Annotated in this window: 20 protein-coding genes; 16 read left to right on the top strand and 4 right to left on the bottom strand. The window is 72.3% G+C overall.

Going from position 1 to position 23,208, the window contains the following annotated elements:
- Positions 1-51: 51 nt before the first annotated feature.
- The 9 genes from MFF30_RS02465 (at position 52) to MFF30_RS02425 (ending at position 7,429) form a co-directional block, all read left to right on the top strand.
- On the top strand, positions 52-423 hold the full coding sequence (locus MFF30_RS02465; protein ID WP_238276115.1) for a helix-hairpin-helix domain-containing protein: 372 nt from the start codon (positions 52-54) through the stop codon (positions 421-423).
- 144 nt (positions 424-567) lie between these two features.
- Positions 568-1,194 carry a ribonuclease D gene (locus MFF30_RS02460; RefSeq protein WP_238276105.1) on the top strand — a complete coding sequence of 209 codons (627 nt, stop codon included), beginning with the start codon at positions 568-570 and terminating at the stop codon, positions 1,192-1,194.
- 239 nt (positions 1,195-1,433) lie between these two features.
- Positions 1,434-2,201 (top strand): LPS export ABC transporter periplasmic protein LptC, encoded by a 768-nt coding sequence (gene lptC / locus MFF30_RS02455; RefSeq protein ID WP_238276103.1) that lies wholly within the window; start codon positions 1,434-1,436, stop codon positions 2,199-2,201.
- Positions 2,198-2,950, top strand: coding sequence for an LptA/OstA family protein (locus MFF30_RS02450; protein WP_238276101.1), 753 nt, complete (start codon positions 2,198-2,200; stop codon positions 2,948-2,950). The genes lptC and MFF30_RS02450 overlap by 4 nt, the downstream gene beginning before the upstream one ends.
- Positions 2,951-2,973: 23 nt before the next feature.
- Positions 2,974-3,819, top strand: a complete 846-nt coding sequence (lptB, locus tag MFF30_RS02445) for an LPS export ABC transporter ATP-binding protein (RefSeq protein ID WP_373320833.1) — start codon at positions 2,974-2,976, stop codon at positions 3,817-3,819.
- A 369-nt stretch (positions 3,820-4,188) separates the two neighbouring features.
- Positions 4,189-5,742, top strand: coding sequence for an RNA polymerase factor sigma-54 (rpoN, locus tag MFF30_RS02440; protein WP_238276099.1), 1,554 nt, complete (start codon positions 4,189-4,191; stop codon positions 5,740-5,742).
- A 135-nt stretch (positions 5,743-5,877) separates the two neighbouring features.
- Positions 5,878-6,489, top strand: coding sequence for a ribosome hibernation-promoting factor, HPF/YfiA family (gene hpf, locus MFF30_RS02435; protein ID WP_238276097.1), 612 nt, complete (start codon positions 5,878-5,880; stop codon positions 6,487-6,489).
- Between the two features lie 119 nt (positions 6,490-6,608).
- A complete protein-coding gene (gene ptsN, locus MFF30_RS02430) occupies positions 6,609-7,076 on the top strand; it encodes a PTS IIA-like nitrogen regulatory protein PtsN (RefSeq protein ID WP_238276095.1) in 468 nt (155 codons plus the stop codon).
- A 2-nt stretch (positions 7,077-7,078) separates the two neighbouring features.
- Positions 7,079-7,429 carry a hypothetical protein gene (locus tag MFF30_RS02425; protein ID WP_238276093.1) on the top strand — a complete coding sequence of 117 codons (351 nt, stop codon included), beginning with the start codon at positions 7,079-7,081 and terminating at the stop codon, positions 7,427-7,429.
- Positions 7,430-7,511: 82 nt separating this feature from the next.
- Here MFF30_RS02425 and MFF30_RS02420 read toward each other — a convergent pair whose 3' ends face one another.
- The 3 genes from MFF30_RS02420 to ftsE form a co-directional block, all read right to left on the bottom strand.
- Positions 7,512-8,312 carry a YdcF family protein gene (locus MFF30_RS02420; RefSeq protein WP_238276091.1) on the bottom strand — a complete coding sequence of 267 codons (801 nt, stop codon included), beginning with the start codon at positions 8,310-8,312 and terminating at the stop codon, positions 7,512-7,514.
- Between the two features lie 124 nt (positions 8,313-8,436).
- Complete coding sequence (locus MFF30_RS02415) at positions 8,437-9,504, bottom strand: cell division protein FtsX (protein ID WP_373320832.1); 1,068 nt, start codon at positions 9,502-9,504, stop codon at positions 8,437-8,439.
- Between the two features lie 2 nt (positions 9,505-9,506).
- Positions 9,507-10,256 carry a cell division ATP-binding protein FtsE gene (gene ftsE, locus MFF30_RS02410; RefSeq protein ID WP_373320831.1) on the bottom strand — a complete coding sequence of 250 codons (750 nt, stop codon included), beginning with the start codon at positions 10,254-10,256 and terminating at the stop codon, positions 9,507-9,509.
- A gap of 167 nt (positions 10,257-10,423) precedes the next feature.
- Here ftsE and MFF30_RS02405 point away from each other — a divergent pair, with 167 nt between their 5' ends.
- The 5 genes from MFF30_RS02405 to MFF30_RS02385 all read left to right on the top strand — a co-directional run bounded on the left by MFF30_RS02405 (position 10,424) and on the right by MFF30_RS02385 (position 13,858).
- The gene (locus MFF30_RS02405) at positions 10,424-11,233 is read left to right on the top strand and encodes a zinc-ribbon domain-containing protein (RefSeq protein ID WP_238276089.1); all 810 of its coding nucleotides are present in this window, start codon (positions 10,424-10,426) and stop codon (positions 11,231-11,233) included.
- 12 nt (positions 11,234-11,245) lie between these two features.
- Complete coding sequence (hpt, locus tag MFF30_RS02400) at positions 11,246-11,815, top strand: hypoxanthine phosphoribosyltransferase (RefSeq protein WP_238276087.1); 570 nt, start codon at positions 11,246-11,248, stop codon at positions 11,813-11,815.
- Between the two features lie 170 nt (positions 11,816-11,985).
- Entirely contained in the window at positions 11,986-12,351 is a 366-nt protein-coding gene (locus MFF30_RS02395; RefSeq protein WP_056476559.1) for a response regulator, read from the top strand.
- A gap of 53 nt (positions 12,352-12,404) precedes the next feature.
- Entirely contained in the window at positions 12,405-13,439 is a 1,035-nt protein-coding gene (locus tag MFF30_RS02390; RefSeq protein ID WP_238276085.1) for a cysteine synthase A, read from the top strand.
- Positions 13,440-13,702: 263 nt separating this feature from the next.
- Positions 13,703-13,858: a DUF3309 domain-containing protein gene (locus tag MFF30_RS02385; RefSeq protein WP_238276083.1), complete on the top strand. Its 156-nt coding sequence runs from the start codon at positions 13,703-13,705 to the stop codon at positions 13,856-13,858.
- 7 nt (positions 13,859-13,865) lie between these two features.
- On the opposite strand, the gene MFF30_RS02380 is transcribed toward MFF30_RS02385, so the two are convergent.
- The gene (locus MFF30_RS02380; RefSeq protein WP_238276081.1) at positions 13,866-15,278 is read right to left on the bottom strand and encodes a serine protease; all 1,413 of its coding nucleotides are present in this window, start codon (positions 15,276-15,278) and stop codon (positions 13,866-13,868) included.
- A 275-nt stretch (positions 15,279-15,553) separates the two neighbouring features.
- On the opposite strand from MFF30_RS02380, the gene MFF30_RS02375 reads away from it, so the two are divergent.
- Together MFF30_RS02375 and pbpC are read left to right on the top strand one after the other, a co-directional pair.
- Complete coding sequence (locus MFF30_RS02375; RefSeq protein WP_238276079.1) at positions 15,554-20,887, top strand: alpha-2-macroglobulin family protein; 5,334 nt, start codon at positions 15,554-15,556, stop codon at positions 20,885-20,887.
- Positions 20,888-20,891: 4 nt separating this feature from the next.
- Positions 20,892-23,123: a penicillin-binding protein 1C gene (pbpC, locus tag MFF30_RS02370; protein ID WP_373320830.1), complete on the top strand. Its 2,232-nt coding sequence runs from the start codon at positions 20,892-20,894 to the stop codon at positions 23,121-23,123.
- Positions 23,124-23,208 lie beyond the last annotated feature (85 nt).

Below are 23,208 nucleotides of genomic sequence, written 5' to 3'. Positions count from 1 at the left end.
TCGAGGGCTGGCGCGTCACTATGAGCGCGTCATCGACCCCGGGAGTTTCCCATGATGTCTTCCCTTCTGCGCACGATGGCCGTGCTGTCCTGCCTCGCCGCCGTCCCCGCCCTGGCGCAGGCCCCGAGCCCCGTGACGCCGACCACCAAGCCGGCTCCGGCGACGCCCGCCCCGACCAACCCGACGCCGCCGAAGGCTCCTACCGTCGAGAGCCCGGCCGCCGCGCACAAGGGCGCCCTGATCGATATCAACAGCGCCTCCGCGGCCGAACTCGACGCCCTGCCGGGCATCGGCGCGGCCCGTGCCGCCGCCATCATCAAGGGCCGCCCCTACCGGGGCAAGGACGAGCTGATCGCCAAGAAGATCATCCCGCAAAACGCCTATGACGGCATCAAGGACAAGGTCATCGCCAAGCAGAAGTGAGGTTCGGCGCGGCGGGCGGCTCCCATGCCGCGCGCCGCGTGGACGACCGGGACCTGTGTGCGGGCGCCGCTTGTCGGGGGAGGGGCCGGGTGATAGGCGCCGGACCTCGAGATGCGAAAACAAGAGCGCAGAACCTTCCCCGCCATGCCGTCTCCCCCCGCTATCCGCCTGCATCGCGGTGACCTGCCGGCCGATTACGTCGCCGGCCCGGCCATCGCCATCGACACCGAGACGCTGGGGCTGAACCCGCATCGCGACCGCCTCTGCGTGGTGCAGATCTCGCGCGGCGACGGCAGCGCCGACGTGGTGCAGATCGTGCCCAGCGGCCCCGCCCCCGAGACGCTCCGGCGCGTCCTGGCCGATCCCGCTACCTTGAAGATCTTCCACTTCGCGCGCTTCGACCTCGCGGTGCTGTTCCATGGCCTCGGCGTCATGCCGTCGCCGGTCTACTGCACCAAGGTCGCCTCGAAGCTGGCCCGCACCTACACCGACCGGCACGGGCTGAAGGACGTGGTGCGCGAACTCGTCGGCGTCGACCTCTCCAAGCAGCAGCAATCCTCCGACTGGGGCGCCGAGGCCCTGAGCCAGGCCCAGGTCGATTACGCGGCCTCCGACGTCCTCTACCTGCATGCGGCCCGCGCGCGCCTCGACGCCATGCTGGCGCGCGAGAGCCGCACCGAGATGGCCCAGGCCTGCTTCGACTTTCTGCCGACCCGCGCCCGCCTCGACCTCGCCGGTTGGCCCGAGACCGACATCTTCGCGCACGCCTGAGCCCGAAGGGCGGGGTCCGCCGCGCGGGCCCGCCGGGGCACGACATGCCCGATCGTGCGCCGGCGCACATCGCCCGGCGTCCCCGCGGGATCATTCCTCCGGCGGACGCACCGGCGGGCTTGATGCTTTGGCAACCTTGCCGTCATAACTTCGCCATTGCCCCCGGGCATCCGGCGGTCGACCCTGCCTGAGGCGCGCCTCGCGTGCCCTCATCGGCGGGTCGCGATGTTGGGAATGTCATGCACGTGGGCGCGGCCATCGGTACGGAGCAGCTGAGCGGGGCCGATGCGCGCCGGACACGGGCCCATGCGCGCGCCCGCAGCCACAGCTCCCGCGTCCGGACCCTGCGCCGGGTCATCCCGCTCGCCGCCGGCTCGGCCGTGATGGCGCTCCTCGCCGTCACCCTGTTCAACCCCTTCGGGGCCAGCCTGCCGGACGTGTCCGTGGGGCAGGTGAGCCTGTCGGGCAGCAAGGTGAAGATGGAGAGTCCGCGCCTGTCCGGCTTCCGCAAGGGCGACCGAGGCTACGAGGTCACCGCGAACGCCGCGTTCCAGGACGTGCGCAAGCCGAGCGTGATCGAGCTTCAGGCGATGCGGGGCCACCTCAACACCGACGACAAGGGCGGCCTGCTTCACCTGGAGGCGGCCTCCGGCGTGTTCGATTCCACCCGGGAATCCCTGACCCTCGAGCGCGACATCCGCCTCTGGACCGACAAGAACGAGGAAGTCCGCCTCTCGACGGCGGCGGTCGATTTCAAGGCCGGTAGCGTCCGCTCGAACGAGGCCGTGACCGTCACGGTCCCGAGCGGCACCGTCGTGGCCGATACCCTCGAGGTCCTCGAGAGCGGGCGCGTGATCTCCTTCGTGGGCAACGTCCACACGGTCCTTCACGCGCAGACCAAGGCGGAGGCGGCCAGCGAGGCCGCGCCAGTGGCGGCCGCGAGCGACAGGCCCGCCCGCATCCGCACCACGGCGGCGGAGCCGGATGACGGGGAGCGCCGCCGGTGAAGCGCTCCGTTCGCCGGCCCGGCGGGCCGTGCGCGGGGCTGGGCCTCGCCGGGCTCGCGCTCGCCCTCCTGCTGCCGGCCGGTTCCCTCCAGGCACAGACCGCCCCGGCCGCGCCCCGCAAGGAGAAGGCGGCTTCGTCGCTGGGCAACCTTGGCGGCGGCGGCAAGGAACCGATCAAGATCGACGCCGACCGGCTCGACGTGTTCGACCGTGAGAACAAGGCGATCTTCGCCGGCAACGTCGTGGCCGTGCAGGGCGACAGCACCATCCGCTGCTCGAGCATGACGGTGCGCTACAAGCGCGGCAAGGACAAGAAGGAGTCGGGCGAGGCGGCGGGCGAGTCCGCCAGCCAGGCCGAGCGCGCCGCCGGCCTGAGCGAGAACGGCATCCAGCGCGTCGAGTGCGCCGGGCCCGTCACGGTGGTGCAGAAGGATCAGGTCGCCACCGGCGACAACGCGGTGTTCGACCAGGAGGCCAAGCGCATCGTGGTCACCGGCAACGTCGTGCTGAGCCAGTGCCAGAACGTGACGCGGGGCTCGCGCCTCGTCTACGACATGAACACCGGCCGGGCGAACATGGATCCGGTGGCGGGCGGACGCGTCTCGGCGCTGCTCGTGCCGCAGAAGGAGGACGGCGCGAAGGGCAAGGGCTGCGCGCAGCCGGCCGGCGCGACGCGCCCGGCGGCTCGGCCGGCCCCCGACAAGCCCGTGGAGGCCGCGGCCGGCAAGACCGGGGTCCCGGCGCGTTGAGCACCGCCCCCCTGGCGCCCGTCCTGGCGGAGCGCTCGTCCGACACCGCGCAGGCCCGCGCGCCCTCTTTCCTGGGCCGCTTCTTCGGCCGCGCCGAGCGGCGGCATGCGGCCGAGGCCGCCGCCATCGCCGAGGAGGGCGGCGGGCCCGGCATCCTCTGCGTGCGGGGTCTGCGCAAGAGCTACGGCGCCCGCACCGTGGTGCACGAGGCCGGGCTGACCGTGCGCAACGGCGAGGCGGTGGGCCTCCTCGGCCCCAACGGCGCCGGCAAGACCACGATCTTCTACATGATCACCGGCCTCGTCACGGCCGATCGCGGCACCATCACCCTCGACGGTCTGCCGATCACCCGGCTGCCGATGTATCAGCGCGCGCGCCTCGGCATCGGCTACCTGCCGCAGGAGGCCTCGATCTTCCGGGGCCTGACGGTGGAGGACAACATCCGCGCGGTCCTCGAAGTGGCCGAGCCGGACCGCAGGGAGCGCGCCCGCAAGCTCGAATCGCTGCTCGAGGAATTCGACATCGCCCGCCTGCGCAAGTCGCCCTCCATCGCCCTGTCGGGCGGCGAGCGCCGGCGCTGCGAGATCGCCCGGGCGCTGGCCTCCTCGCCGAGCTTCATGCTCCTCGACGAGCCCTTCGCGGGCATCGACCCCATCGCGGTGGGCGATATCCAGGACCTGGTGAAGCACCTCAAGCAGCGCGGCATCGGCGTGCTCATCACCGATCACAACGTGCGCGAGACCCTCGGGCTGATCGACCGCGCCTACATCGCGCATTCGGGCCGCATCCTCACGGAGGGCACGCCCGAGGAGATCGTGGCCAATCCAGAGGCCCGCCGGCTGTATCTCGGCGAGGATTTTCGCCTCTAGGCCGCGCCTGTCCGCCCCGTCCACGGGGCGCGAGCCCTGCATCCACCTCGTACCCCGCAGATTTTTTTTCACGGCATCCACGGCCGCGCTTCGTGCTGCGTGTTGGTGCGGTGCGGGAATTTCCCTTGATTGCAGAAGCTTTTGTTAGTGCGCAGGGTGCGACGCTCGGGCGGGATCGAGGCTGTTTCCCCCGTCCTGCCGGCATGGCCTGCCTCATTTGCGTGCAAATGAGGCCCGTCACACTTTGACGTGTGGCTGGGTTGGCGCTAGACCTGGGAGCAGACAAGAGGAAGCAAGATTTGTGCCGGTAATCGGCTCACGGAAACGTGCGCCGCTGACCTAAGGTGCGACTCATCCGGGGCGACAACCATGAGCCTGCTGCAACGGCTTGAAATGCGCCAGGGCCAAGCCCTGGTGATGACGCCTCAGCTTCTCCAGGCGATCAAGCTCCTCCAACTCTCCCAGCTCGACCTCGCGGCCTACGTGGATGCCGAACTCGAACGCAATCCGCTGCTGGAGCGGGCCGAGGGCGAGGCGGAGATCGAGCGGACGCCCGCCGAGACCCCTTCGGAATCGTCCGTGGACCGCGACGGCGAGGGCGGCGACTACGACGGCGAGGAGCCCTGGATCGCCACGACGCTCACCGCGAGCGGCGCCGACATGGAGAGCGCCCTCGACACCCGCCTCGACAACGTCTTCGCGGACGAGAACCCGACCCATGCCCGAGAGGCAGCCTCGGGCGACATGCTCACGCTGACGCCCTCGCCCTACGGCAACACCGGCGGCAGCTTCGACGGCGAGGCCCCGGATTTCGAGGCGAGCCTGACGGCCGAGATCTCCCTGCGTGAGCATCTCGGGAGCCAGCTCGAGCTTGCCACCCGCGACCCCACGGACCGCCTGATCGGCGGCTTCCTCATCGATGCCGTCGACGATGCCGGCTACCTGCGCGAATCCATCGACGACGTGGCCGAGCGCCTCGGCGCCTCCCTCGACCGGGTCGCCCGGGTACTGAAGCTGGTGCAGAGCTTCGAGCCGGCCGGCATCGCCGCCCGCGATCTCGCCGAATGCCTCGCCCTCCAGCTGCGCGACCGCGACCGCTTCGACCCGGCCATGCAGGCCCTGGTCTCGCGCCTCGACCTCGTGGCCAAGCGCGACTTCGCGGCGCTGCGCCGGCTCTGCGGCGTCGACGACGAGGACCTCGTCGACATGCTCGCCGAGCTGCGCCGGCTCGATCCCAAGCCCGGCCGTGCCTTCGGGGCGCGGGCCGTCGAGGTGCTGATCCCCGACGTGTTCGTGCGCGCCGCTTCCGACGGCTCCTGGCTCGTGGAACTCAACGCCGAGGCCCTGCCGCGGGTGCTGGTCAACCAGAGCTACTATGCCCGCGTCTCGCGCGGCGCGGCCGCCGAGGGCGACAAGGCCTTCCTGTCGGAATGCCTGCAGACCGCCAACTGGCTCACCCGCAGCCTGGAGCAGCGGGCCCGCACCATCCTCAAGGTCGCCTCCGAGATCGTGCGCCAGCAGGATGCCTTCTTCCTGCACGGCGTCGCGCACCTGCGACCCCTCAACCTGAAGACGGTCGCCGAGGCTATCGGCATGCACGAATCCACCGTCTCGCGGGTGACCTCCAACAAGTCGATCGGCACCAGCCGCGGCACCCTGGAGATGAAGTACTTCTTCACCGCCGCGATCCCCGGGGCCGCCGGCACCGCCTCGCATTCCTCGGAGGCCGTGCGCCACCGCATCAAGCAACTCGTCGACGGCGAGGCCCCGAGCGACGTGCTCTCCGACGACGCCCTGGTGCAGCGCCTGCGCGACGAGGGGATCGACATCGCCCGCCGCACGGTCGCCAAGTACCGCGAATCCCTGCGCATCCCCTCCTCGATCGAGCGCCGGCGCGAGCACTTCGCTTATGCGGGGCGCTGAGTCCGTCCGCCGGGTCTGGTCGGGAGGCGGCGACAGATCGCCGAATGCGCCAAGCCCCGTTCCGGACCTCGCGTTGACTTATCCGGACGAGGCTCCTTAACTCGTGTCCCGAAGGCAACGAAAATCGGAGGGATCATGGGGTCATTGCGCGTGACGGGCCACGGCCTGGATCTTGGCGAAGCCCTGCGGGGTCGCGTCGAGGAGCGAATGGCGGCCACCCTCTCGAAATACCTCGACAGCCACATGAGCGGGACCTGCTCGGGCCACGTCACCCTGCGGCGGGACGGGGCGGCCTACCGCACCGATTGCGTGCTCCACCTCGTCTCCGGCCTGACGCTCGAGGCCTCCGGCGCCGCCCACGACGCCCATGCGAGCTTCGAGCAGACCGCCGATCGCCTGGAGAAGCGCCTGCGTCGCTACAAGCACAAGCTCAAGGACCACGGCGCGGCGGGGCATGACGGCGCGACCGTGCAGGCGGCTTACGCGGTGTTCGCCGCCCCGAGCGACGAATCGGACGATTTCGACGACGAGGAGGCCGACGACGGCGAGGCCGCCCACCCGCCGGTCGTGGCCGAGAGCACCAAAACCCTGACGCGCCGCTCCGTGAGCGAGGCGGTCACCGCCCTCGATCTCACGGGCGCCCCCGTTCTCGTGTTCGTTCACGCTGGCACCGGGCGCATCAACGTCGTATACCGCCGCACTGACGGGGCGATCGGCTGGGTCGATCCGGCCGAGGCGGCTCCCTAGTGCCGGGCGGGAACAGAGCCTGAACCTGGCCGATTGAGTCCGAAGGGTCGCGCGGGTGACCCGACCTTTCATGGCGCGGCGGCCGGGCTGGCCGCTGCTGACGGGGCGACGGTCGTTCTATGCCTGTGCTGGAATTCCTTTCTCCGGATTCCGTGGTGTCGTCCCTGCGCGCCCGTACCAAGAAGGCGATGCTGCAGGAGATCAGCGCCCACGCGGTGCGCCAACTCCCGGCGCTCGACGAACGCGAGGTCTTCGAGACCCTGCTGCAGCGCGAGCGCCTCGGCTCCACCGGCATCGGCGACGGGGTCGCGATCCCGCACGGCAAGCTGCCGGGCCTCGACCGTCTGTTCGGCCTCGTCACCCGCCTGGAGAAGCCGGTGGATTTCGATGCCCTGGACGGCCAGCCCGTGGACATCGCCTTCCTGCTCCTCGCCCCCGAAGGGGCCGGGGCGGACCACCTGAAGGCCTTGGCCCAGGTCGCCCGCCTCCTGCGCGAGCCGGGCATCCTGGAGCGCATCCGCGCCGCCCGCGACGCCAGCGCGCTCTACGCGCTCCTGACCCACACCTCGGCCTCGCAGGCCGCCTGACCATGCGCCGCTCGCAACGTCTCGGGGCCTTCGCGGCCGCCTGCCTCACCGCCGGCTTCCTGGCCGATCCGGCCCTCGCGCAGCAGCGCGGCGCCGGTGACACCGCCTGCGCCCGCGACGTGCTCGTGGCGAGCTCGATGCAGCGCCAGGCCATCGACCAACTCGAACAGGCGGGAAGCGAGGCGGCCGACCAATGCCGCGTCTGGCGCCGCCACGTGGAGACGATGCGCCGGGTCGCCAGCGTCTATGGCCGCTGCCTCTCGGGGGCCGAGCGCACGGAGCGCCTCGCCCAGGTGCAGACCTCCGAGAAGGAGTTCTCCGGGCTGATCCGGAGCCAGTGCAAGGGCCTGTAGTGTAGGCCCCGTCCACGTCGTCCCATTCTCCGGGGCGTTCTATTCCTGACTGCCTTACTCTTGGCCGCCTATTCCCGGCCGCCTATTCCTGGCCGCGCAGCAGCAGGGGCTCGGCCACCATCTTGATCGGCTTGCCGCGTCCGATCAGGATCGCGGCGCGGGAGCGCTCCGGATCGCTCTCGAAGCGCGTGCGGACCCAGGCCACGAGGAACTTGAGGTACTCGGAGGCCAGGAGCCGCGCCGAGGCCGGGTGCCGCCACCAGCCGTCCGGGTCGAAGCCCTCCGCGATCACCGGATGGGGCACGACCCGGTCGTCCCCCATCAGGGCGTGGTCGAGTTCCACCAGGGTGCGGGGCATGTGGTAGTTCGAGGTCACCACCGTGACCGTGCTGAAGCGGTGCAGGCGCATCCAGCGCCGGGTCTCGATGGCGTTGCCGATGGTGTTGCGCGCCCGGTAGTCGAGGTCGACGCAGCAATCGATCCAGTGGCGCTGGTTCGGATTGAGACGGGCGATTTCGTCGCGGCTGGTGCGCTCGTTGACCCCCGTGATGAGCAGCCGCCGGCCATAGCCGTTGGCCAGGAGATCGATGGCATCGCCGATGCGCTGCGCGCCCCCGGTGAGCGCTACGATCCCGTCCGCACGGCCGATCGGCACGCGCTCGTCCCGCTCCAGGCAGGCGACGAAGGTGAGGAATCCGCAGAACAGGGCCGCCGCACCCGCGCCGGCGAGGCCGAGGGTCGCCCGCGCGCCCGAGCCGAATCTGCGGCCGCCCTTGGCGCCCTTGGGCCCGCGATGCTCCCGCGGCGCGGCCACCCGAGCGGTGGTGTCGGTCCAGGCCCATCCGAAAGCCTCGGAGGGCCTCATGGTGCCGCTGGCTGACATCCGCCTCGTCATTCCCCCGTAGGATAGCCCCGATTGGGGCGTTCACGAGGCAAGCATTTCCGCCCCGAAAGGTTCACGAAGGGTTAACGGGATCGCCTGACACGTCAGCGTGCGTCCGGCTTTGTCAGGACAGGAAGCGCCGGACGGTGAGGCGCGAGACGATGCCGGTGACCACCGAGGCGATGGCGCCGATGAGGAGCACGGCGGCGTAGCCGCGCCAGCCGATGTGGAAGCTGCCGAACAGCGCCTCGATCTCCTCGCCGGCCGGTCCCGAGCGCCAGTTGCGCGCCACCAGCCCGGCCAGCGCGAAGGCCGCGATGGCCGCCCCCGAGCCGATGATGCCCCCGCGCAGGCCGAGGCCGAAGAAGCGGCGCTGGAAGGCGCGGGCGATGAAATCGTCGTTGGCGCCCACGAAGTGGAGCACCTCCACCACCTCGCGGTTGCCCGCCATGGCGCCGCGCGTGGCGAAGACCACCGCGAGGCCCGTCGCCACCAGCACCAGCACGACGATGCCGATCCCGACGCCCACGAAGGTGTTGGCCGCCGTGGAGAGCCGGCGCAGCCAAAGGGCATGGTCGTCGAGGCTCGCGACGCCGGGCAATGCCTCCGTGAGAGAGGCGCGCAGGGGTTTCAGGTCCGGCGCCGTCTCGGCGAGTTTCAGGGTGACGAGGCGCGGCACCGGCAGATCCGACAGGTCGAGGCCGCTGCCGAGCCAGGGTTCGAGCAGGCGCTCGGCCTCCGCCTTCGAGAACACCCGCACGCCGGCGATGCCGGGCGTGGCCTTGGCCAGCCCCTCGGCGCGGGCGACGTCGGCGTCGATGTCCCGCCCGGGGCTCGGGCGCACCTGGATCGTCACCTCCTGGGCCACGGTGCCCTGCCACTGGACGGCACTGGAAGCCACGATCTCGGCCGCGCCCGCGCACAGGGCGGCCAGGAAGGTCAGGATGGCGATGACGGCGGCGAGCGCCCGGCTCGCCGCCGAATCGGTGGGCACCAGGGGGGCGTTGCGGCGCAGTGTCGGGGGCAGGGGAGCACCGCGCGAATCCGGCGCGGCCGGCGGCCGCACCGGCGGCCGGTCACCGGGCGGCGTCCTGCCGGCCGGGCCTCGATGCGCCGGGCCTTGGCCCGCCGGTCCCTGGCCCGCCTGAGCCTTCGCCTGCGGGGCGGAGGGGGTTCCGGTCTCTCCCATCATGCCTACCGTGTCTCGACCGTCAGGCGGCCGTCGCCGAGCACGAAGCGCGGGGCCTCGACGAGGTCCATCAGGGCGAAGTCGTGAGTGGCGATGAGCACGGAAGTGCCCAGCCGGTTGAGTTCGATGAACAGGCGCAGCAGGCGCCGGCCGAGGCCCGGATCGACGTTGCCGGTGGGCTCGTCGGCCAGCAGCAATTCGGGGCGGGCGATGAGCGCGCGGGCGATGGCGGCGCGCTGCTTCTCGCCACCCGAGAGCAGGGGCGGCAGCACGTGCATGCGCTCGCCCAGACCCACCCAGCGCAGCAGCTCGACGACCTCGGCCCGGTAGCTCGTCTCCGAGCGGCCCTGGACGCGCAAGGGGAGCGCCACGTTCTCGTAGGTGGTGAGGTGGTCGAGCAGCCGGAAATCCTGGAACACCACGCCCATGCGTCGGCGCAGGTTGGTCAGCGCCTCGCTGGAGATGCCGCTCACCTCCTCGCCGAAGACCGAGACGAGACCCCGCGTCGGGCGCACCGAGAGCAGGATCAGGCGCAGCAGGGTGGTCTTGCCCGCTCCCGACGGCCCGGTGAGGAAGTGGAACGAGCGCGGCGCGATCTGGAAGCTGACATCGCTCAGCACCTCCGGTCCGAGGCCGTAGCGCATGCCGACGCTCTCGAACTGGACCACCGGCTCCTCGGCCCCGGTCAGGAGCGACTGCGTGTTCACCCGATCCGCCACGGTCCCTCCCTCATGCCCGCCCGGTCGCCGGGCCATCCGCGTCCGGGCGAACCCTCAGCATAACCCGCCGGGACACGATTACGGACCGCACGCTTCACGGATGGTTAACCGCGTTGCCCGAGAACCGTGTGAGTCTTTTTGCCCGAACCGGCAACTGCCGATCGCCACCCGAGGCGCCGATTGCCCATGTTGATCGCCTGGACATGCTGATCGTCTGCCCCGCCTGCGCCAGCGAATACCAGATCGACCTCGATCGCGTCGGCGCCGAAGGGCGCTCGGTCCGCTGCGCCGCTTGCCGCGAGACCTGGTTCATTTCCCCCGACGAGGTCTCGGCCGCCTTGGAGGCCGAGATGAGCGCGGCCATGATGGCAGCCTCCGGAACGGATCCCGACGCGGCGGAGAGCCGCGCCTCGGCCCAGGCCGACCTCGACGCCTGGGAGGCGGCCCTGAGCGCCGAGCCGGAGCCGGCTCCCTCCGTCGAGGAGCCGCGTTCCCGGCCCCGCACGAAGCCAAAACCCGCGAAGGCGAAGGGACGCGGCTTCCCCCTGGCCTCCCCCGGCGCCGCCCTCGGCCTCGCCCTGGTGGCCGGGCTCGGCCTCGCCGTCCTGGGACGCACCGGGGTGGTGCGGGCGATGCCCCAGAGCGCCGGGCTCTATGCCCGCGCCGGCCTGCCCGTGAATCTGCGCGGCCTCGATCTGCGCGATGTGGTGGCTTTCCAGGTTCCGGGCGAGGGGGCGCAGGGCCAGCTCGTCGTCGAGGGCGATCTGGTGGGCGTCGCCGCTGCCGGGGCCGAGGTTCCGCCGATCGAGGTCGAGGTGCGCGACGGCCGTGACCAGCCCCTGTACCGCTGGCAGATCGCCCCCCCGCGCCCCGTCCTGGACAAGGGCGAGACGGCGCGCTTCCGCGCGAGCCTGTCGGCCCCGCCGGCCCAGGGGCGCTCGGTGCGGGTGCATTTTGCGAATGCGGCGGACGAGACGCCCGCGAAGGGCGATGCCAGCGCGAAACACCCGTGATATGGAACGCGGATGACCAGCACTTCACGACGCGTGCGCGTCCTCTTCGACGAAACCGCCATCGCCCGGCGCACCGAGGAACTCGCGGCCGCCATCGCCGCCGCCAATCCTGAGAACCTCCTCGTGGTGGCGGTGCTCAAGGGCAGCTTCATGTTCGCCGCCGACCTCCTGCGCGCCCTGCACCGGGTCGGGCTGGAGCCGCAGGCCGAGTTCGTCCACCTCTCGAGCTACCGGACCGCCACGGTCTCTTCGGGACAAGTCGAGATCCTGCGCGACGTGGAGAGCGAGGTGCGCGGACGCGACGTCCTCCTCATCGACGACATCCTCGAATCCGGCCGCACCATCGTGTTCGCCAAGGACCTGCTGATGGCGCGAGGCGCCAAGCGGGTGCTCACCGCCGTGTTGCTGGAGAAGCCCGGCAAGCGCGCCGTGACGATCGACGCGGATTTCGTCGGCTTCACCTGCCCGGACGTGTTCGTGGTGGGCTACGGCATGGACGTGGCCCATGCCTACCGGCAACTGCCCTTCGTCGGCCTGGTGGACTACGACAGCCGCGAGCCCGACCTGTTCGGCGGCACCTGAGCCCGGCGCGCTCCGTCGCGCGGGCGGGGGAGACGCATTTCCGCCGCGGCTACGAACAATTCGCCGCAAAACCGGTGCTGTCGGGCCGGCTGTGCCCGCCGGTCCCTTGACACGGCGCGCCGGCCCTTGCGTGACTGAACGCCCGGATCCGAGAGAGACACAGACGCGCGATGGCCCGCATCCTCCTGGTGGATGACGAAGAGACGGTGCGGGGCTTCCTCAAGCGGGGCCTCGAGATCGACGGGCATGCCGTGGTCACGGCCAGCGACGGCAGCGACGGGCTCGACCGGCTGACCGAGGCGGACGGCGCGTTCGACCTGATGCTCACCGACATCCGCATGCCGCTGATGGACGGCATCGCCCTGGCGCTGGCGGCCAAGCGCGACTTCCCCAACCTCACCATCCTGCTGATGACGGGCTTCGCCGACCAGCGCGAGCGGGCCCGCGGCCTCGACGCCATCGTCACCGACGTGCTGACGAAACCCTTCTCCCTGGCCGACCTGCGCTCCACGGTGAACCGGGCGCTGGCGGCCTGAGGCGCGCGGCAGCCGCCGACTCCCGGAACCCTCAACGCGTCGGAGGCCCGCGCATGCCCCTTCATCCCGACATCCTCTCGACCGTCGGCGACACGCCGCTGATCCGGCTCGCGCGCGCGTCCGAAGAGACCGGCTGCACGATCCTGGGCAAGGCTGAGTTCCTGAATCCGGGCCTGTCGGTGAAGGACCGGGCGGCCCTCTTCATGGTGCGCGAGGCCGAGGCGCGGGGCGCCATCCGCCCCGGCGGCACCATCGTGGAGGGCACGGCCGGCAACACCGGCATCGGGCTGGCGCTCGTGGCCGCAGTGCGGGGCTACCGCACGGTGATCGTCATCCCCGAGACCCAGTCCGCCGAGAAGAAGGAGACCCTGCGCCTCGCCGGGGCCCGTCTCGTCGAGGTGCCGGCGGTGCCGTTCGCCAACCCGAACAACTACGTCCACGCCGCCCGCAGGCTGGCCGGGCGCCTGGCCGAGAGCGAGCCGGGCGGCGCCTTCTTCGCCGACCAGTTTGACAACGTCGCCAACCGGCAGGCGCATGTGGAGACCACCGGGCCGGAGATCCTCGCCGCCACGGAGGGCCGGGTCGACGGCTTCATCTGCGCGGCGGGCACCGGGGGCACGCTCGCGGGCACCGCGCAGGCGCTGCGCGCCGCCAAGCCCGATGTGCGGATCGGGCTCGCGGACCCGGAGGGGTCGGCCCTCTACGCCCACTACACCACCGGCACCCTCAAGGCGGAGGGCTCCTCGATCACCGAAGGGATCGGCCAGGGCCGGATCACCGGGAACCTCGCGGGCTTCACGCCGGATCACGCCTACCGCATCCCGGACGCCGAAGCCCTCGCCATCGTCTTCCGCCTGATGCGCGAGGAGGGACTGAGTCTGGGCGGCTCCTCGGGGATCAACGTCGCCGGCGCGATCCGGCTGGCCCGGGAGCTCGGACCCGGCCACACCATCGTGACGATCCTGTGCGACGGCGCCGCGCGTTACGCCTCGAAGCTGTTCAATCCCGCTTTCCTGGCCGAGCGCGGCCTGCCGGTGCCGGATTGGCTCGGCCCCGCCACCGACCCGCTGCCGGATTGGCGGGCCTGATCCGACGAACGCCGATCGATCCCGCCCGGCCATCCCTGCGGGAGGACGGAACTCGGCTTCGCGTGGAGCCTGCGCAAGCTGACTGATCCGGGCCCGCTTCGCGCTGGCGAACGGCCGTATCGGGCCTGAGAAAAACCGGCGTCCCAAGAAAGATGAAACGGCAGGGATTATGCCGCACGGACCGTTGAACGGAATCGCCGCGACGACGTTTGTACGGTCAAGCTCAAGCAATTCCGGTTGGGCGCATGACGGAGTTCCCATCCATGACCCTGACCACCATCCTTCTGATCGTGCTGATCCTGATCGTCCTCGGCGGTGGAAACTTCCTCGGCGGCGGGGCTTACCGTGGTCCGAGCTTTGGCCTCGGCGGTCTGCTCGTGATCATCCTGATCGTGCTGCTCCTCACCGGACGAATCTGAGCGCGTCTCAGGGCTGGCACGTGACGGCGACGACCGCGCCCGAGAGGGACGCGGCAGCCGCGCCGAGCGTGCCGGCGCCGGTCGCCGGCCCAGCCGCCGGCGGTGCCAGTCCCGCCTGCCCCAGGAAGGCCGCGACCGTGCCGGCCGGGACGAGCGCGTAGCTCGCCGGCGGCACCACCCCCGCGACGAGGCGCGGCGCCGTCGGAAAGGCCGCGACGAGGCCCGCCAGGGCACTCGACCGGTCGAGGACCGGGGCGCCCCCGGATCCGGGTTGCAGCGGCGCCGTGATCCGCGCGCCCGCCGCGCCGGCCTCCGCCGGGGCCACCGCGACGCCCTCCGCCTCCGCGCCCAGAACCACCAGCCCTTCGCCCGCCGCGAGCGCGCCTGCGCGCAGGGCCGGCAGCACCGGCGTACGGCCGGCGAGCGGTGCGCTCTCCAGCAGCACCAGATCCGTCCCCGAACCGGGGACCACGCGTGCCGGCAACCCTGCGACGGCCGGCGAGCGGCAGCCGGCGAGGGCCGCCGCACCTGTGAGCACCCGCCCCGGCGCCACGACGAGCCCGGTGGCGATGGGGGCCGCCTTTCGCACGGGGGCCGGCAGCGGAGCCGGTGCGGACAGCGCTCCGGGCGCCGGAGCCGCCGCGACCGGACCCGAAGCTGCTGCGGGCACGGCGTCGGGAAAGGGCGCGAAGCTATTGGCGATGGCGATGGCGAGCCGGTCGACCTCGCCCGCGAGGGCTTTGTCGTAGCCCAGGGTGATGCCGCGCAGGCCGGCCGCCCCGGCGGCGTAGCGGATGTAGGATTTGCCCGTGGGGGTTTCGGCCGTGACGACGAGGAATTCGGGCCGCAGCAGCTTGTAGGTCACCCGCCGCTCCGGGCTCGGCCCGGTGACGCGGGCGAACACCGCCTCGAGCCCGGTCTCGCCGGGGGAGAAGGACTTGGTTTCGAGGGTGATGCGCCCGTCCGCGCTCTGCCAGCGGGTGCCGCCGGGCTGCGCCGTCCGCTTGGGCAGGATTCGCTCGGGCACGCCCAGAACCGCGCCGCTGGCCGCGTCCGGCTTCACCGTGAAGCCCGCGGCCTTGCGCGCCGCGGCGCCCTCCTGAAGCAGGGCGGCGCGGGCCGCCGCGTCGGGCATTCCGCTTCCGCCCCTGCGCGCGGCGTAGGCCTGCAGCGCCTCGTAGCTGCGCCGCCCGAACGCCCCGCTGACCACGCTGTTGTATTCTCCGGTCCAGACCAGGGCATCCTGGAGGCCCTTGCGCTCGACCTCCGGCAGGGCCTCGAACGCGACCCGGGCCGCCTCGAAGGCCGGATCGGGCGCCGCCGGCTTCGGCTTGACGGGCGCCGCTTTGGCGGGGGCCGGTGCGGGCGGCGTCTGCGCGGCGGCGGACCCTGAAAGAGCCCCGATCACGAGTCCGGCCATGCACCGGATGGTCCGCCCGCGTCGTATCATGGTCGAATCGCGCCCCCTGCGAGATTCCGTCCGGTGTGGCAGAGCCCGGGCCCGAATTCTAGAGTTCATTCCGACGAAGCGGAAACCGGTTCGCCGCCAAAAGGCACGGCAAAACAAATGCCTAGCGCCGCCAGCCTGATTCAGTCGGGTCGGCGGCTCTAGGGCGTTGCGGGCCAAGCCCGAAGTGGTACGTTTCCGTCCGCTGCCGGCACGACGCGTCGGCATCCGGGCGGTGGGGTGGAAACATGTCGGGATCGACCAGAGGCGGCTTCTGGGCCGCGCCCCTCCTGTGCGCGCTGGCCTTCTCCGGGGTGACGGCGCTGCCCGCCAAAGCCCAGTCACAGACCCAGGCCCCCAATCCGGCCCTTGCCGCACGCGCGCTGGCCAAGGTCATGCCGAAGCTGGCTCCCAAGACGTTTCTGCGCGAGGATCTCGCCAGCGACGGCGTGCGCCTCGAAGCCAGCCTGAAGAGCGAGGCGGGGACGGGGGCCGCCAAGCCGGCCAGCAAGGCCCGGGCCGAGGGCGAAGCCCTGCTGGAGGCCGAGAAGCCGGCCGAGGCCCTGAAGCCGCTCGGTCTCGCGGTGGCGGCCGAGCCCGGCGACCCCGCGAACTGGCTCGCCTATGCGCGCGCGGCCAGCGCGGTCGGCAACGACAATCAGACGGGCGATTACGCCAGCCGGCTTCGCCTGCGCCGCAACGCGCGGGCCGCTGCCTACCAGGGCTACCTGCGCGCCAGCAACGCGTCGGCGGAGGCCGAGGCGCTGGCCGGCCTCGGCGCGGTCCAGGCCGCCGAATCCGAGTGGCGTCCGGCGCTGGAGGCCTATCGTGCCAGCCTCGCCCTCTCCGACGACGCGGAGGTGCGCGAGACCTACGAATCCTTACGGGCCGAGCACGGCTTCCGCATCCTCAACTACACCGTCGATTCGGATGCCGCGGCGCCCCGCATCTGCTTCCAATTCTCCGAAGGGGTGGCGGCCAAGACCGATTTCACGCCCTACATCGCGGTCTCGGGCGCGGCCAACGCCGCCGTCACCGCCACGGGCCAGCAGGTCTGCGTCGACGGCCTCAAGCACGGCGAGCGCTACGCCTTCGTGGTGCGCTCCGGCCTGCCCTCGGCGGCGGGCGAAGGGCTGCTCAAAGCGGCGGATTACGAGGTCTATGTCCGGGACCGCTCGCCCCAGGTTCGCTTCACCGGGCGCAACTACGTTCTGCCCCGCACCGGACAGGCCGGCGTGCCCCTGGTCTCGGTGAACGCGGCCAAGATCGACGTGGAGGTCCTGCGGGTCGGCGATCGGGGCCTGCTGCCCTCGCTGCGGGCCGAGGACTTCCTGTCCCAGCTCAACGGCGCCACGGCGCGCACCATCGCCGACCAGAAGGGCCAGCGCGTCTGGAAGGGTGTGCTCGACACCGCCAAGGCCGAGCTGAACCAGGAGGCGGTCACCGCCTTCCCGGTGCTCCAGGCCGTCGGCAAGCTGGAGCCCGGCATCTACATCATGTTGGCGCAGGCCAGCGGAGCCACCTCGTCCACCGACGAGGAAGGCGGCTACGAGCAGCAGGCCACGCAGTGGTTCGTGGTCTCGGATCTCGGGCTCACCGCCTTCAAGGGCCGCGACGGCGTCCACGTCTTCGCCCGCTCGCTCGCCTCCGCCGAGACCGTGTCCGGCGCCGAGATCCGGCTGGTGGCGCGCAACAACGAGGTCCTGGCCACCGCCAAGACCGACGGCCAGGGCCACGTCGCCTTCGCGCCGGGCCTTGCGCGCGGGGAGGGGGGCATCGCGCCCGGCCTCGTGGTGGCGCAGATCGGCGACGATTACGGCTTCCTCGACCTCGGCCAGTCGGCCTTCGACCTCACCGATCGCGGCGTGAAGGGCCGGCCGCAGCCGGGGGCCGTGGAGGCCTACGTGTTTCCCGAGCGCGGCGTCTACCGCTCGGGCGAGACCGTGCACCTGACCGGGCTCCTGCGCGACGCGCAAGGGGTCGCGGTGCCCGAAATCCCGCTGACCCTGGTGGTCAAGCGCCCGGACGGCGTCGAGTACCGCCGCGCCCAGGTGGCGGATGCGGGCCTCGGCGGGCGCGCCCTCGCGCTGCCGCTGATGCCGGGCGCGCCGCACGGCACCTGGCGGGTGGCGGCCTACACAGACCCCAAGGCGCCGGCCATCGGCGAGGCGAGCTTCCTCGTGGAGGATTACGTCCCCGAGCGCCTGGAGGTGACGCTGTCGAGTGCGGCGCCGACGCTGACGAAAGGCGCGCCCGCCACCATCGATGTGGCCGCACGCTACCTCTACGGCGCGCCGGGCGCCGGCCTTGAGGTCTCCGGCACCGTGCTGGTGCAGCAATCGGCCGGCAACGGCATCAAGGGCCTGGAGGGATTCTCCGTCGGCCTCGACGACGAGCGGGTGGAGGCGTCCTCGACGGAGATCGACGCCCGCGCCACCACGGACGCCACCGGCAAGGCCCGGCTCGTGGTGCCGGTGCAGGCGCTCGCCGCCCCGCGCCCCGTCGAGGCGAAGATCACCCTGCAGGTGGGCGAGCCCGGCGGGCGTGCACTCAGCCGCAGTCTCACGCTGCCGATCCTGCCCGAAGGACCGGTCCTCGCCATCCGCAAGACTTTCGGCGGCGACATCCAGGAAGGCGGCGTCGCTGGCTTCGACGTGGTCATGGCCGCACCCGACGGGCAGCGCCTCGCGCAGGGCAACGTCGCCTGGACGCTCCAGCGCGTGGAGAAGACCTATCAATGGTACCGCGAGGGTGGGCGCTGGTCCTACGAGCCGGTCACGAGTACCCGGCGCATCGCCGACGGCCGCCTCGACCTGACGCCGGACGCGCCGGGCCGCGTCAGCGCCACGGTGAGCTACGGCACCTACCGGCTGGAGGCGAGCGTGCCGGGCCGCCCGGCGGCCACCGCGAGCGTGACCTTCACGGTGGGCTGGAGCGGCGGTGAGACGGCGGACGTGCCGGACCTCCTGGACCTGCGCCTCGACAAGGCGGCCTACGCCGCCGGTGAGACGCTTCACGCCCGCCTGCAGCCCAAGTTCAAGGGGCAGGCGACGCTCGCCGTGGTCAGCGACAAGCTGCACGCGCTCCTCACCGTCGACGTGCCGGCCGCCGGCACCACCGTTGATATCCCGGTGAAGGCCGAGTGGGGTTCGGGCGCCTACCTCGTCGCCACCGCCTACCGGCCCCTCGACCAGGCGGCCAAGCGCCTGCCGGGCCGGGCGCTGGGCGTGGCCTGGTTCGGGGTCGACCGGGACAGCCGCACCCTCGGCGTCACCCTGACGGCGCCGGCCAAGGTGCGCCCGCGCGAGACCCTCACCCTGCCGATCCAGCTCGCCGGCCTCAAATCCGGCGAGGAGGCCCGGGTCAGCGTGGCGCTGGTGGATGTCGGTATCCTGAATCTCACCCGCTACGAGGCGCCGAACCCGTTCGGCTACTTCTTCGGCCAGAAGGCCCTCGGCCCCGAGATCCGCGACCTCTACGGATACCTCATCGACGGGATGCAGGGGACGCTCGGCGCCATCCGCTCCGGCGGCGACGGCGGGGCGGCGGAACTCGCCGATTCGCCCCCGACCCAGGCGCCGCTGGCGCTCTATTCGGGGCCGATCACCGTCGGCCCCGACGGCCGGGCGAGCGTCAGCTTCCCCCTGCCGGCCTTCAATGGCACCGGCCGGGTGATGGTCACCGCCTGGAGCCGCGCGAAGGTGGGCGCGGCCCAGGCCGACGTGATCATCCGCGATCCCGTGGTGCTCACCGGCACCCTTCCGCGCTTCCTCAACGTCGGCGACCGCTCGCGCTTCCACGTCGCCATCGACAACGTGGAGGGGCAGGCCGGCGACTACACGGTGGACCTCGACCTCGCCGGCTCCGTCCTGGTCGGCGCCGAGGCGGTGCACAAGACCCTGCGCCTGGAGGCGGGCGCCAAGGGCGCGCTGGTGATCCCCATCACCGCCGCCGGGCCGGGCCTGTCGCGGATCGACCTGACCCTGCGGGGCCCCGGCCTGCCCGAGGGCGTCGGCCAGAGCTTTGCCCTGAACATCGGCCCCGGCACGGGGGCGCTCGCCCGCCGCTCCGTGCAGACCCTCGAACCCGGCGCCAGCCTGAAGCTCTCGGACGAGCTCCTGGCCGACATCCTGCCCGGCACCGGCACGGTCTCGCTCTCGGCCTCGAATCTGGCCGGCATCGACGTGCCGGCCCTGCTCCAATCCCTCGACCGCTATCCCTACGGCTGCTCCGAGCAGACCGTCAGCCGGGCGATGCCGCTCCTCTACGTCAACCGCCTCGCGGCTCTCGACAGGCTCGGGATCGACCCACAAGCCGACGAGCGCGTGCGCCAGGCGATCGAGCGCGTGCTCGGCCGCCAGAACGGGGCGGGCGATTTCGGTCTCTGGTCCACGGACGGGGCCAGCGACACCTGGCTCAACGCCTACGTCACCGACTTCCTGACCCGGGCCCGCGAGCGCGGCTTTTCCGTGCCCCAGACCGCCTTCGCCAACGCCCTCGACCGCCTGCGCAACGCGGTGGCCAACACCACCGAGGTCGGCGAGGGTGGCATGGACATCGCCTACGCGGCCTACGTGCTCGCCCGCAACGGCCGGCCGGTGATGGGCGACCTGCGCTACCTCGCCGACACCAAGCTCGCGGCTTTCTCCACGCCCTTGGCGCGGGGACAGATCGCCGCCGCCCTGGCGCTGCTGGGGGATCGCGGCCGGGCCGCCAAGGCGTTCACCGCCGCGATGGCCGGCTTCCGGGAGACGCCCGCGAGCCCGGTCTACCGGCCGGATTACGGCTCGCGCCTGCGTGACGGCGCCGGCCTCCTGGCGCTGGCCGCCGAGACGGGGCTCGCCCGCGACAGCATCCAGCCCCTGGGCGCGCTCATCGCGGCGGAGCGCGCCAGCGGCCGGCCGACCAGCACCCAGGAGGAGGCCTGGATGGTGCTGGCCGCCGAGGGCCTGAGCGCGGAATCCGACGCTCTGCGCTTCACCCTGGACGGCCGCCCCGAGAGCGGCGCCGTGGCGCGCAGCTACCGGGCCGCCGCCCTGGACGGCAAACCCGTCACCCTGGTGAACGCGGGCAACCAGCCCGTGCAGGCCGTGGTCAGCGTCTCCGGTAACCCGATCGCGCCGGAGCCGGCGGAGGCGCGCGGCTACACGATCGAGCGGCGCTATTACCGCCTCGACGGCAGCCCGGTCGACCTCGCGCAGGGCGTGCGCCAGAACGACCGCCTCGTGGTTGTGCTCACCGTCACCGAGGCCAAGGCCAGCGCCGGGCGCCTCCTCCTCGTCGACCGCCTGCCCGCCGGCCTGGAGATCGACAATCCGAAGCTCCTCGACGCCGACGCGCTGACCGGGCTCGCCTTCGCCAAATCGGACGTGGCCCCCGTCCACACCGAGTTCCGCGACGACCGCTTCGTGGCGGCCTACGAGCGGACCCCCGCGCAATCGGCCTTCTTCCGGGTCGCCTACACCGTGCGGGCGGTCTCGCCCGGCACCTACGTCCACCCGGCCGCCACCATCGAGGACATGTATCGGCCGGAGCGCTTCGGGCGCACGGGATTCGGCGCGATGACCGTGAGCGCGAAGTAGGGCCGTGGAGACGGGTCGCCTGAACCCTCCCCCTTCTGCTGGGGAGGGTGCCTGCGGGGCAGGCGGGCCGGGACAACGTCCCGCAAGAGGGGGCGACCCCTCCGGAAACGTCGCTGCCCCTCTCCCGGTCGCTCCGCGACCACCCTCCCCCGCAGAGGGGGGAGGGCGTCTCGCAATCGTCGCAGGCTTCCTCCTCCTCCTGCTCCCGCCCCTGGCCCTCTGGCGCTTCGTCGACGCCCTTCCACCCCTCGACCTCACCCAGGCCGAACTCCGCTCCACCGTGGTGCTCGACCGAGAGGGACGCCTGCTGCGCCCGTTCGCCACCGCCGACGGGCGCTGGCGCCTGCCGGTGACGGGATCCCAGGTCGATCCGCGCTACCTCGCCATGCTCACCGCCTACGAGGACCGGCGCTTCGCCACGCATCCCGGCATCGATCCGGCCGCGACGCTGCGGGCCGCATGGCAGTGGTTCACGGCGGGGCGCATCGTCTCGGGGGGCTCGACCCTGTCGATGCAGGTGGCCCGCCTCGTCGAGCCCCGCGCCGAGCGCTCGCTGGCCGCCAAGCTCCGCCAGATGGTGCGGGCGGTGCAGTTGGAGCGGCGCCTCGGCAAGGACGGGGTGCGCGACCTCTACCTCGCACTCGCCCCCTATGGCGGCCCGGTCGAGGGCCTGCGGGCGGCGAGTCTGGCCTATTTCGGGCGGGAACCCGCGCGGCTGTCCTTCGCCGAGAGCGCGCTCCTCGTCGCCTTGCCGCAGGCGCCCGAGGCCCGGCGGCCGGACCGCTTCCCTCACGCGGCCCGACGCGCCCGCGACCGGGTCCTCGCCATCGCGGCCCGGCAGGGCGTGATCACGCCCACCGAGGCGGAGGCCGCCCGCGCCGAGTCGGTGCCGACGCTGCGAAAATCCTTCCCGATGCTCGCCGCCCACGCGGCGGAGGCGGCGCGTGCCGCCGACCCGGCCGCGCAGATGGTCCGCCTCACCCTCGACGGCCGCCTGCAGGCGAGCCTCGAGACCCTCGCCGCCGAACGCGCGGCTTCCCTCGGGCCCGGAATCTCGGCGGCGATCCTCGCTATCGACAACCGCACCGGCGCGGTGCTGGCCCAGGTCGGCAGCCCCGGCTACCTCGACGCGAGCCGTGCGGGTGCCATCGACATGACGGGCGCGATCCGCTCGCCGGGCTCCGCCCTCAAGCCCTTCATCTACGCGCTGGCCTTCGAGACGGGGCTGGCCCATCCCGAGACGCAGCTCGACGACCGGCCCGTGCGCTTTGCCGGCGCCTACGCCCCGGAGAACTTCGACCTCGGCTACCAGGGCACGGTGACGGCGCGGCGCGCCCTCCAGCTCTCCCTGAACGTGCCGGCGGTGGACCTGCTGGAGGCAGTCGGCCCCGCCCGGTTCATCGCGCGCCTGCGGGCAGGCGGCGCCCGCGTCGATCTCCCCCGCGACACCGGGCCGGGCCTGCCGGTGGCCCTCGGCGGCCTCGGCATCACCCTCACCGACCTCGCCCGGCTGTTTTCGGGGTTGGCCCGACAGGGATTGGTGCCGAACGTGGTGCGCCGCCTCGACGGGCCGCCCGCCGAGGCGGCCCCGGAGGCCCGCATCACGGAGGCCGTCGCCGCCTGGTACGTCGCCGACACCTTGCGCGGCGCGCCCCCGCCGGAGAACGCCCTGGCGGGCCGGATCGCCTACAAGACCGGTACCTCCTACGGCTACCGGGACGCCCTGGCGGTGGGGTTCGACCGGCGCGTCACGATCGCGGTCTGGGTCGGGCGGCCGGACGGCAACGCCGTGCCGGGCCTCGTCGGCCGGGTGGTCGCGGCGCCGATCCTGTTCGACGCCTTCGCCCGCTTCGGCGGCGAGCCCGACCCCGTGCCGATGCCGCGCGACGCCCTGGTGACGACCACGGCCGGCCTGCCGCCCCCCTTGCGCCACATCCGGCGGGACATCCCCAAGACCCTGTCGGCGGCCTTAGGGGGGGCCCTCAAGATCGCCTACCCGCCGGACGGCGCCCGCATCGACCTCGGCCTCTCGGAGCCCGAGCCGGCGCCCCCGGCGAGCCTCGCCCTGAAGGCCCTCGGCGGCGTGCCCCCGCTCACCTGGATGGTCGACGGCCTGCCGGTGGCGGGCGGCGCCCGGCGCCAATCGGCCTGGGCGCCGGAGGGGGCCGGGTTCGCCCGCATCTCGGTGATGGACGCCACGGGGGCCAGCGACAGCGTCGTGGTGCGCCTCGAATGATACGTCATCCACTTGATCAGAGCGGATGACGTATCAGCAAGCCCGCGCGGCGCTTGAGCGAAGCCCAAATCCGCCATCCCGAACG

This window comes from Methylobacterium goesingense (assembly GCF_022179225.1).
Classification (GTDB): domain Bacteria; phylum Pseudomonadota; class Alphaproteobacteria; order Rhizobiales; family Beijerinckiaceae; genus Methylobacterium; species Methylobacterium goesingense.
Note: the sequence above shows the minus strand (reverse complement) of the source record. Positions and strands in the feature narration are given on the sequence as shown.

Excerpts from the sequence above, each read along its gene's own strand:
- MFF30_RS02395 (WP_056476559.1), top strand. The coding sequence starts at position 11,986 with ATGGCCCGCATCCTCCTGGTGGATGACGAAGAGACGGTGCGGGGCTTC.
- lptC (WP_238276103.1), top strand. The coding sequence starts at position 1,434 with ATGCACGTGGGCGCGGCCATCGGTACGGAGCAGCTGAGCGGGGCCGAT.
- MFF30_RS02385 (WP_238276083.1), top strand. The coding sequence starts at position 13,703 with ATGACCCTGACCACCATCCTTCTGATCGTGCTGATCCTGATCGTCCTC.
- rpoN (WP_238276099.1), top strand. The coding sequence starts at position 4,189 with ATGAGCCTGCTGCAACGGCTTGAAATGCGCCAGGGCCAAGCCCTGGTG.
- hpt (WP_238276087.1), top strand. The coding sequence starts at position 11,246 with ATGACCAGCACTTCACGACGCGTGCGCGTCCTCTTCGACGAAACCGCC.
- MFF30_RS02465 (WP_238276115.1), top strand. The coding sequence starts at position 52 with ATGATGTCTTCCCTTCTGCGCACGATGGCCGTGCTGTCCTGCCTCGCC.
- MFF30_RS02375 (WP_238276079.1), top strand. The coding sequence starts at position 15,554 with ATGTCGGGATCGACCAGAGGCGGCTTCTGGGCCGCGCCCCTCCTGTGC.
- hpf (WP_238276097.1), top strand. The coding sequence starts at position 5,878 with ATGGGGTCATTGCGCGTGACGGGCCACGGCCTGGATCTTGGCGAAGCC.
- ptsN (WP_238276095.1), top strand. The coding sequence starts at position 6,609 with ATGCCTGTGCTGGAATTCCTTTCTCCGGATTCCGTGGTGTCGTCCCTG.
- MFF30_RS02425 (WP_238276093.1), top strand. The coding sequence starts at position 7,079 with ATGCGCCGCTCGCAACGTCTCGGGGCCTTCGCGGCCGCCTGCCTCACC.
- MFF30_RS02390 (WP_238276085.1), top strand. The coding sequence starts at position 12,405 with ATGCCCCTTCATCCCGACATCCTCTCGACCGTCGGCGACACGCCGCTG.
- MFF30_RS02415 (WP_373320832.1), bottom strand. The coding sequence starts at position 9,504 with ATGATGGGAGAGACCGGAACCCCCTCCGCCCCGCAGGCGAAGGCTCAG.
- MFF30_RS02420 (WP_238276091.1), bottom strand. The coding sequence starts at position 8,312 with ATGTCAGCCAGCGGCACCATGAGGCCCTCCGAGGCTTTCGGATGGGCC.
- MFF30_RS02405 (WP_238276089.1), top strand. The coding sequence starts at position 10,424 with ATGCTGATCGTCTGCCCCGCCTGCGCCAGCGAATACCAGATCGACCTC.
- ftsE (WP_373320831.1), bottom strand. The coding sequence starts at position 10,256 with ATGGCCCGGCGACCGGGCGGGCATGAGGGAGGGACCGTGGCGGATCGG.
- MFF30_RS02380 (WP_238276081.1), bottom strand. The coding sequence starts at position 15,278 with ATGGCCGGACTCGTGATCGGGGCTCTTTCAGGGTCCGCCGCCGCGCAG.
- MFF30_RS02460 (WP_238276105.1), top strand. The coding sequence starts at position 568 with ATGCCGTCTCCCCCCGCTATCCGCCTGCATCGCGGTGACCTGCCGGCC.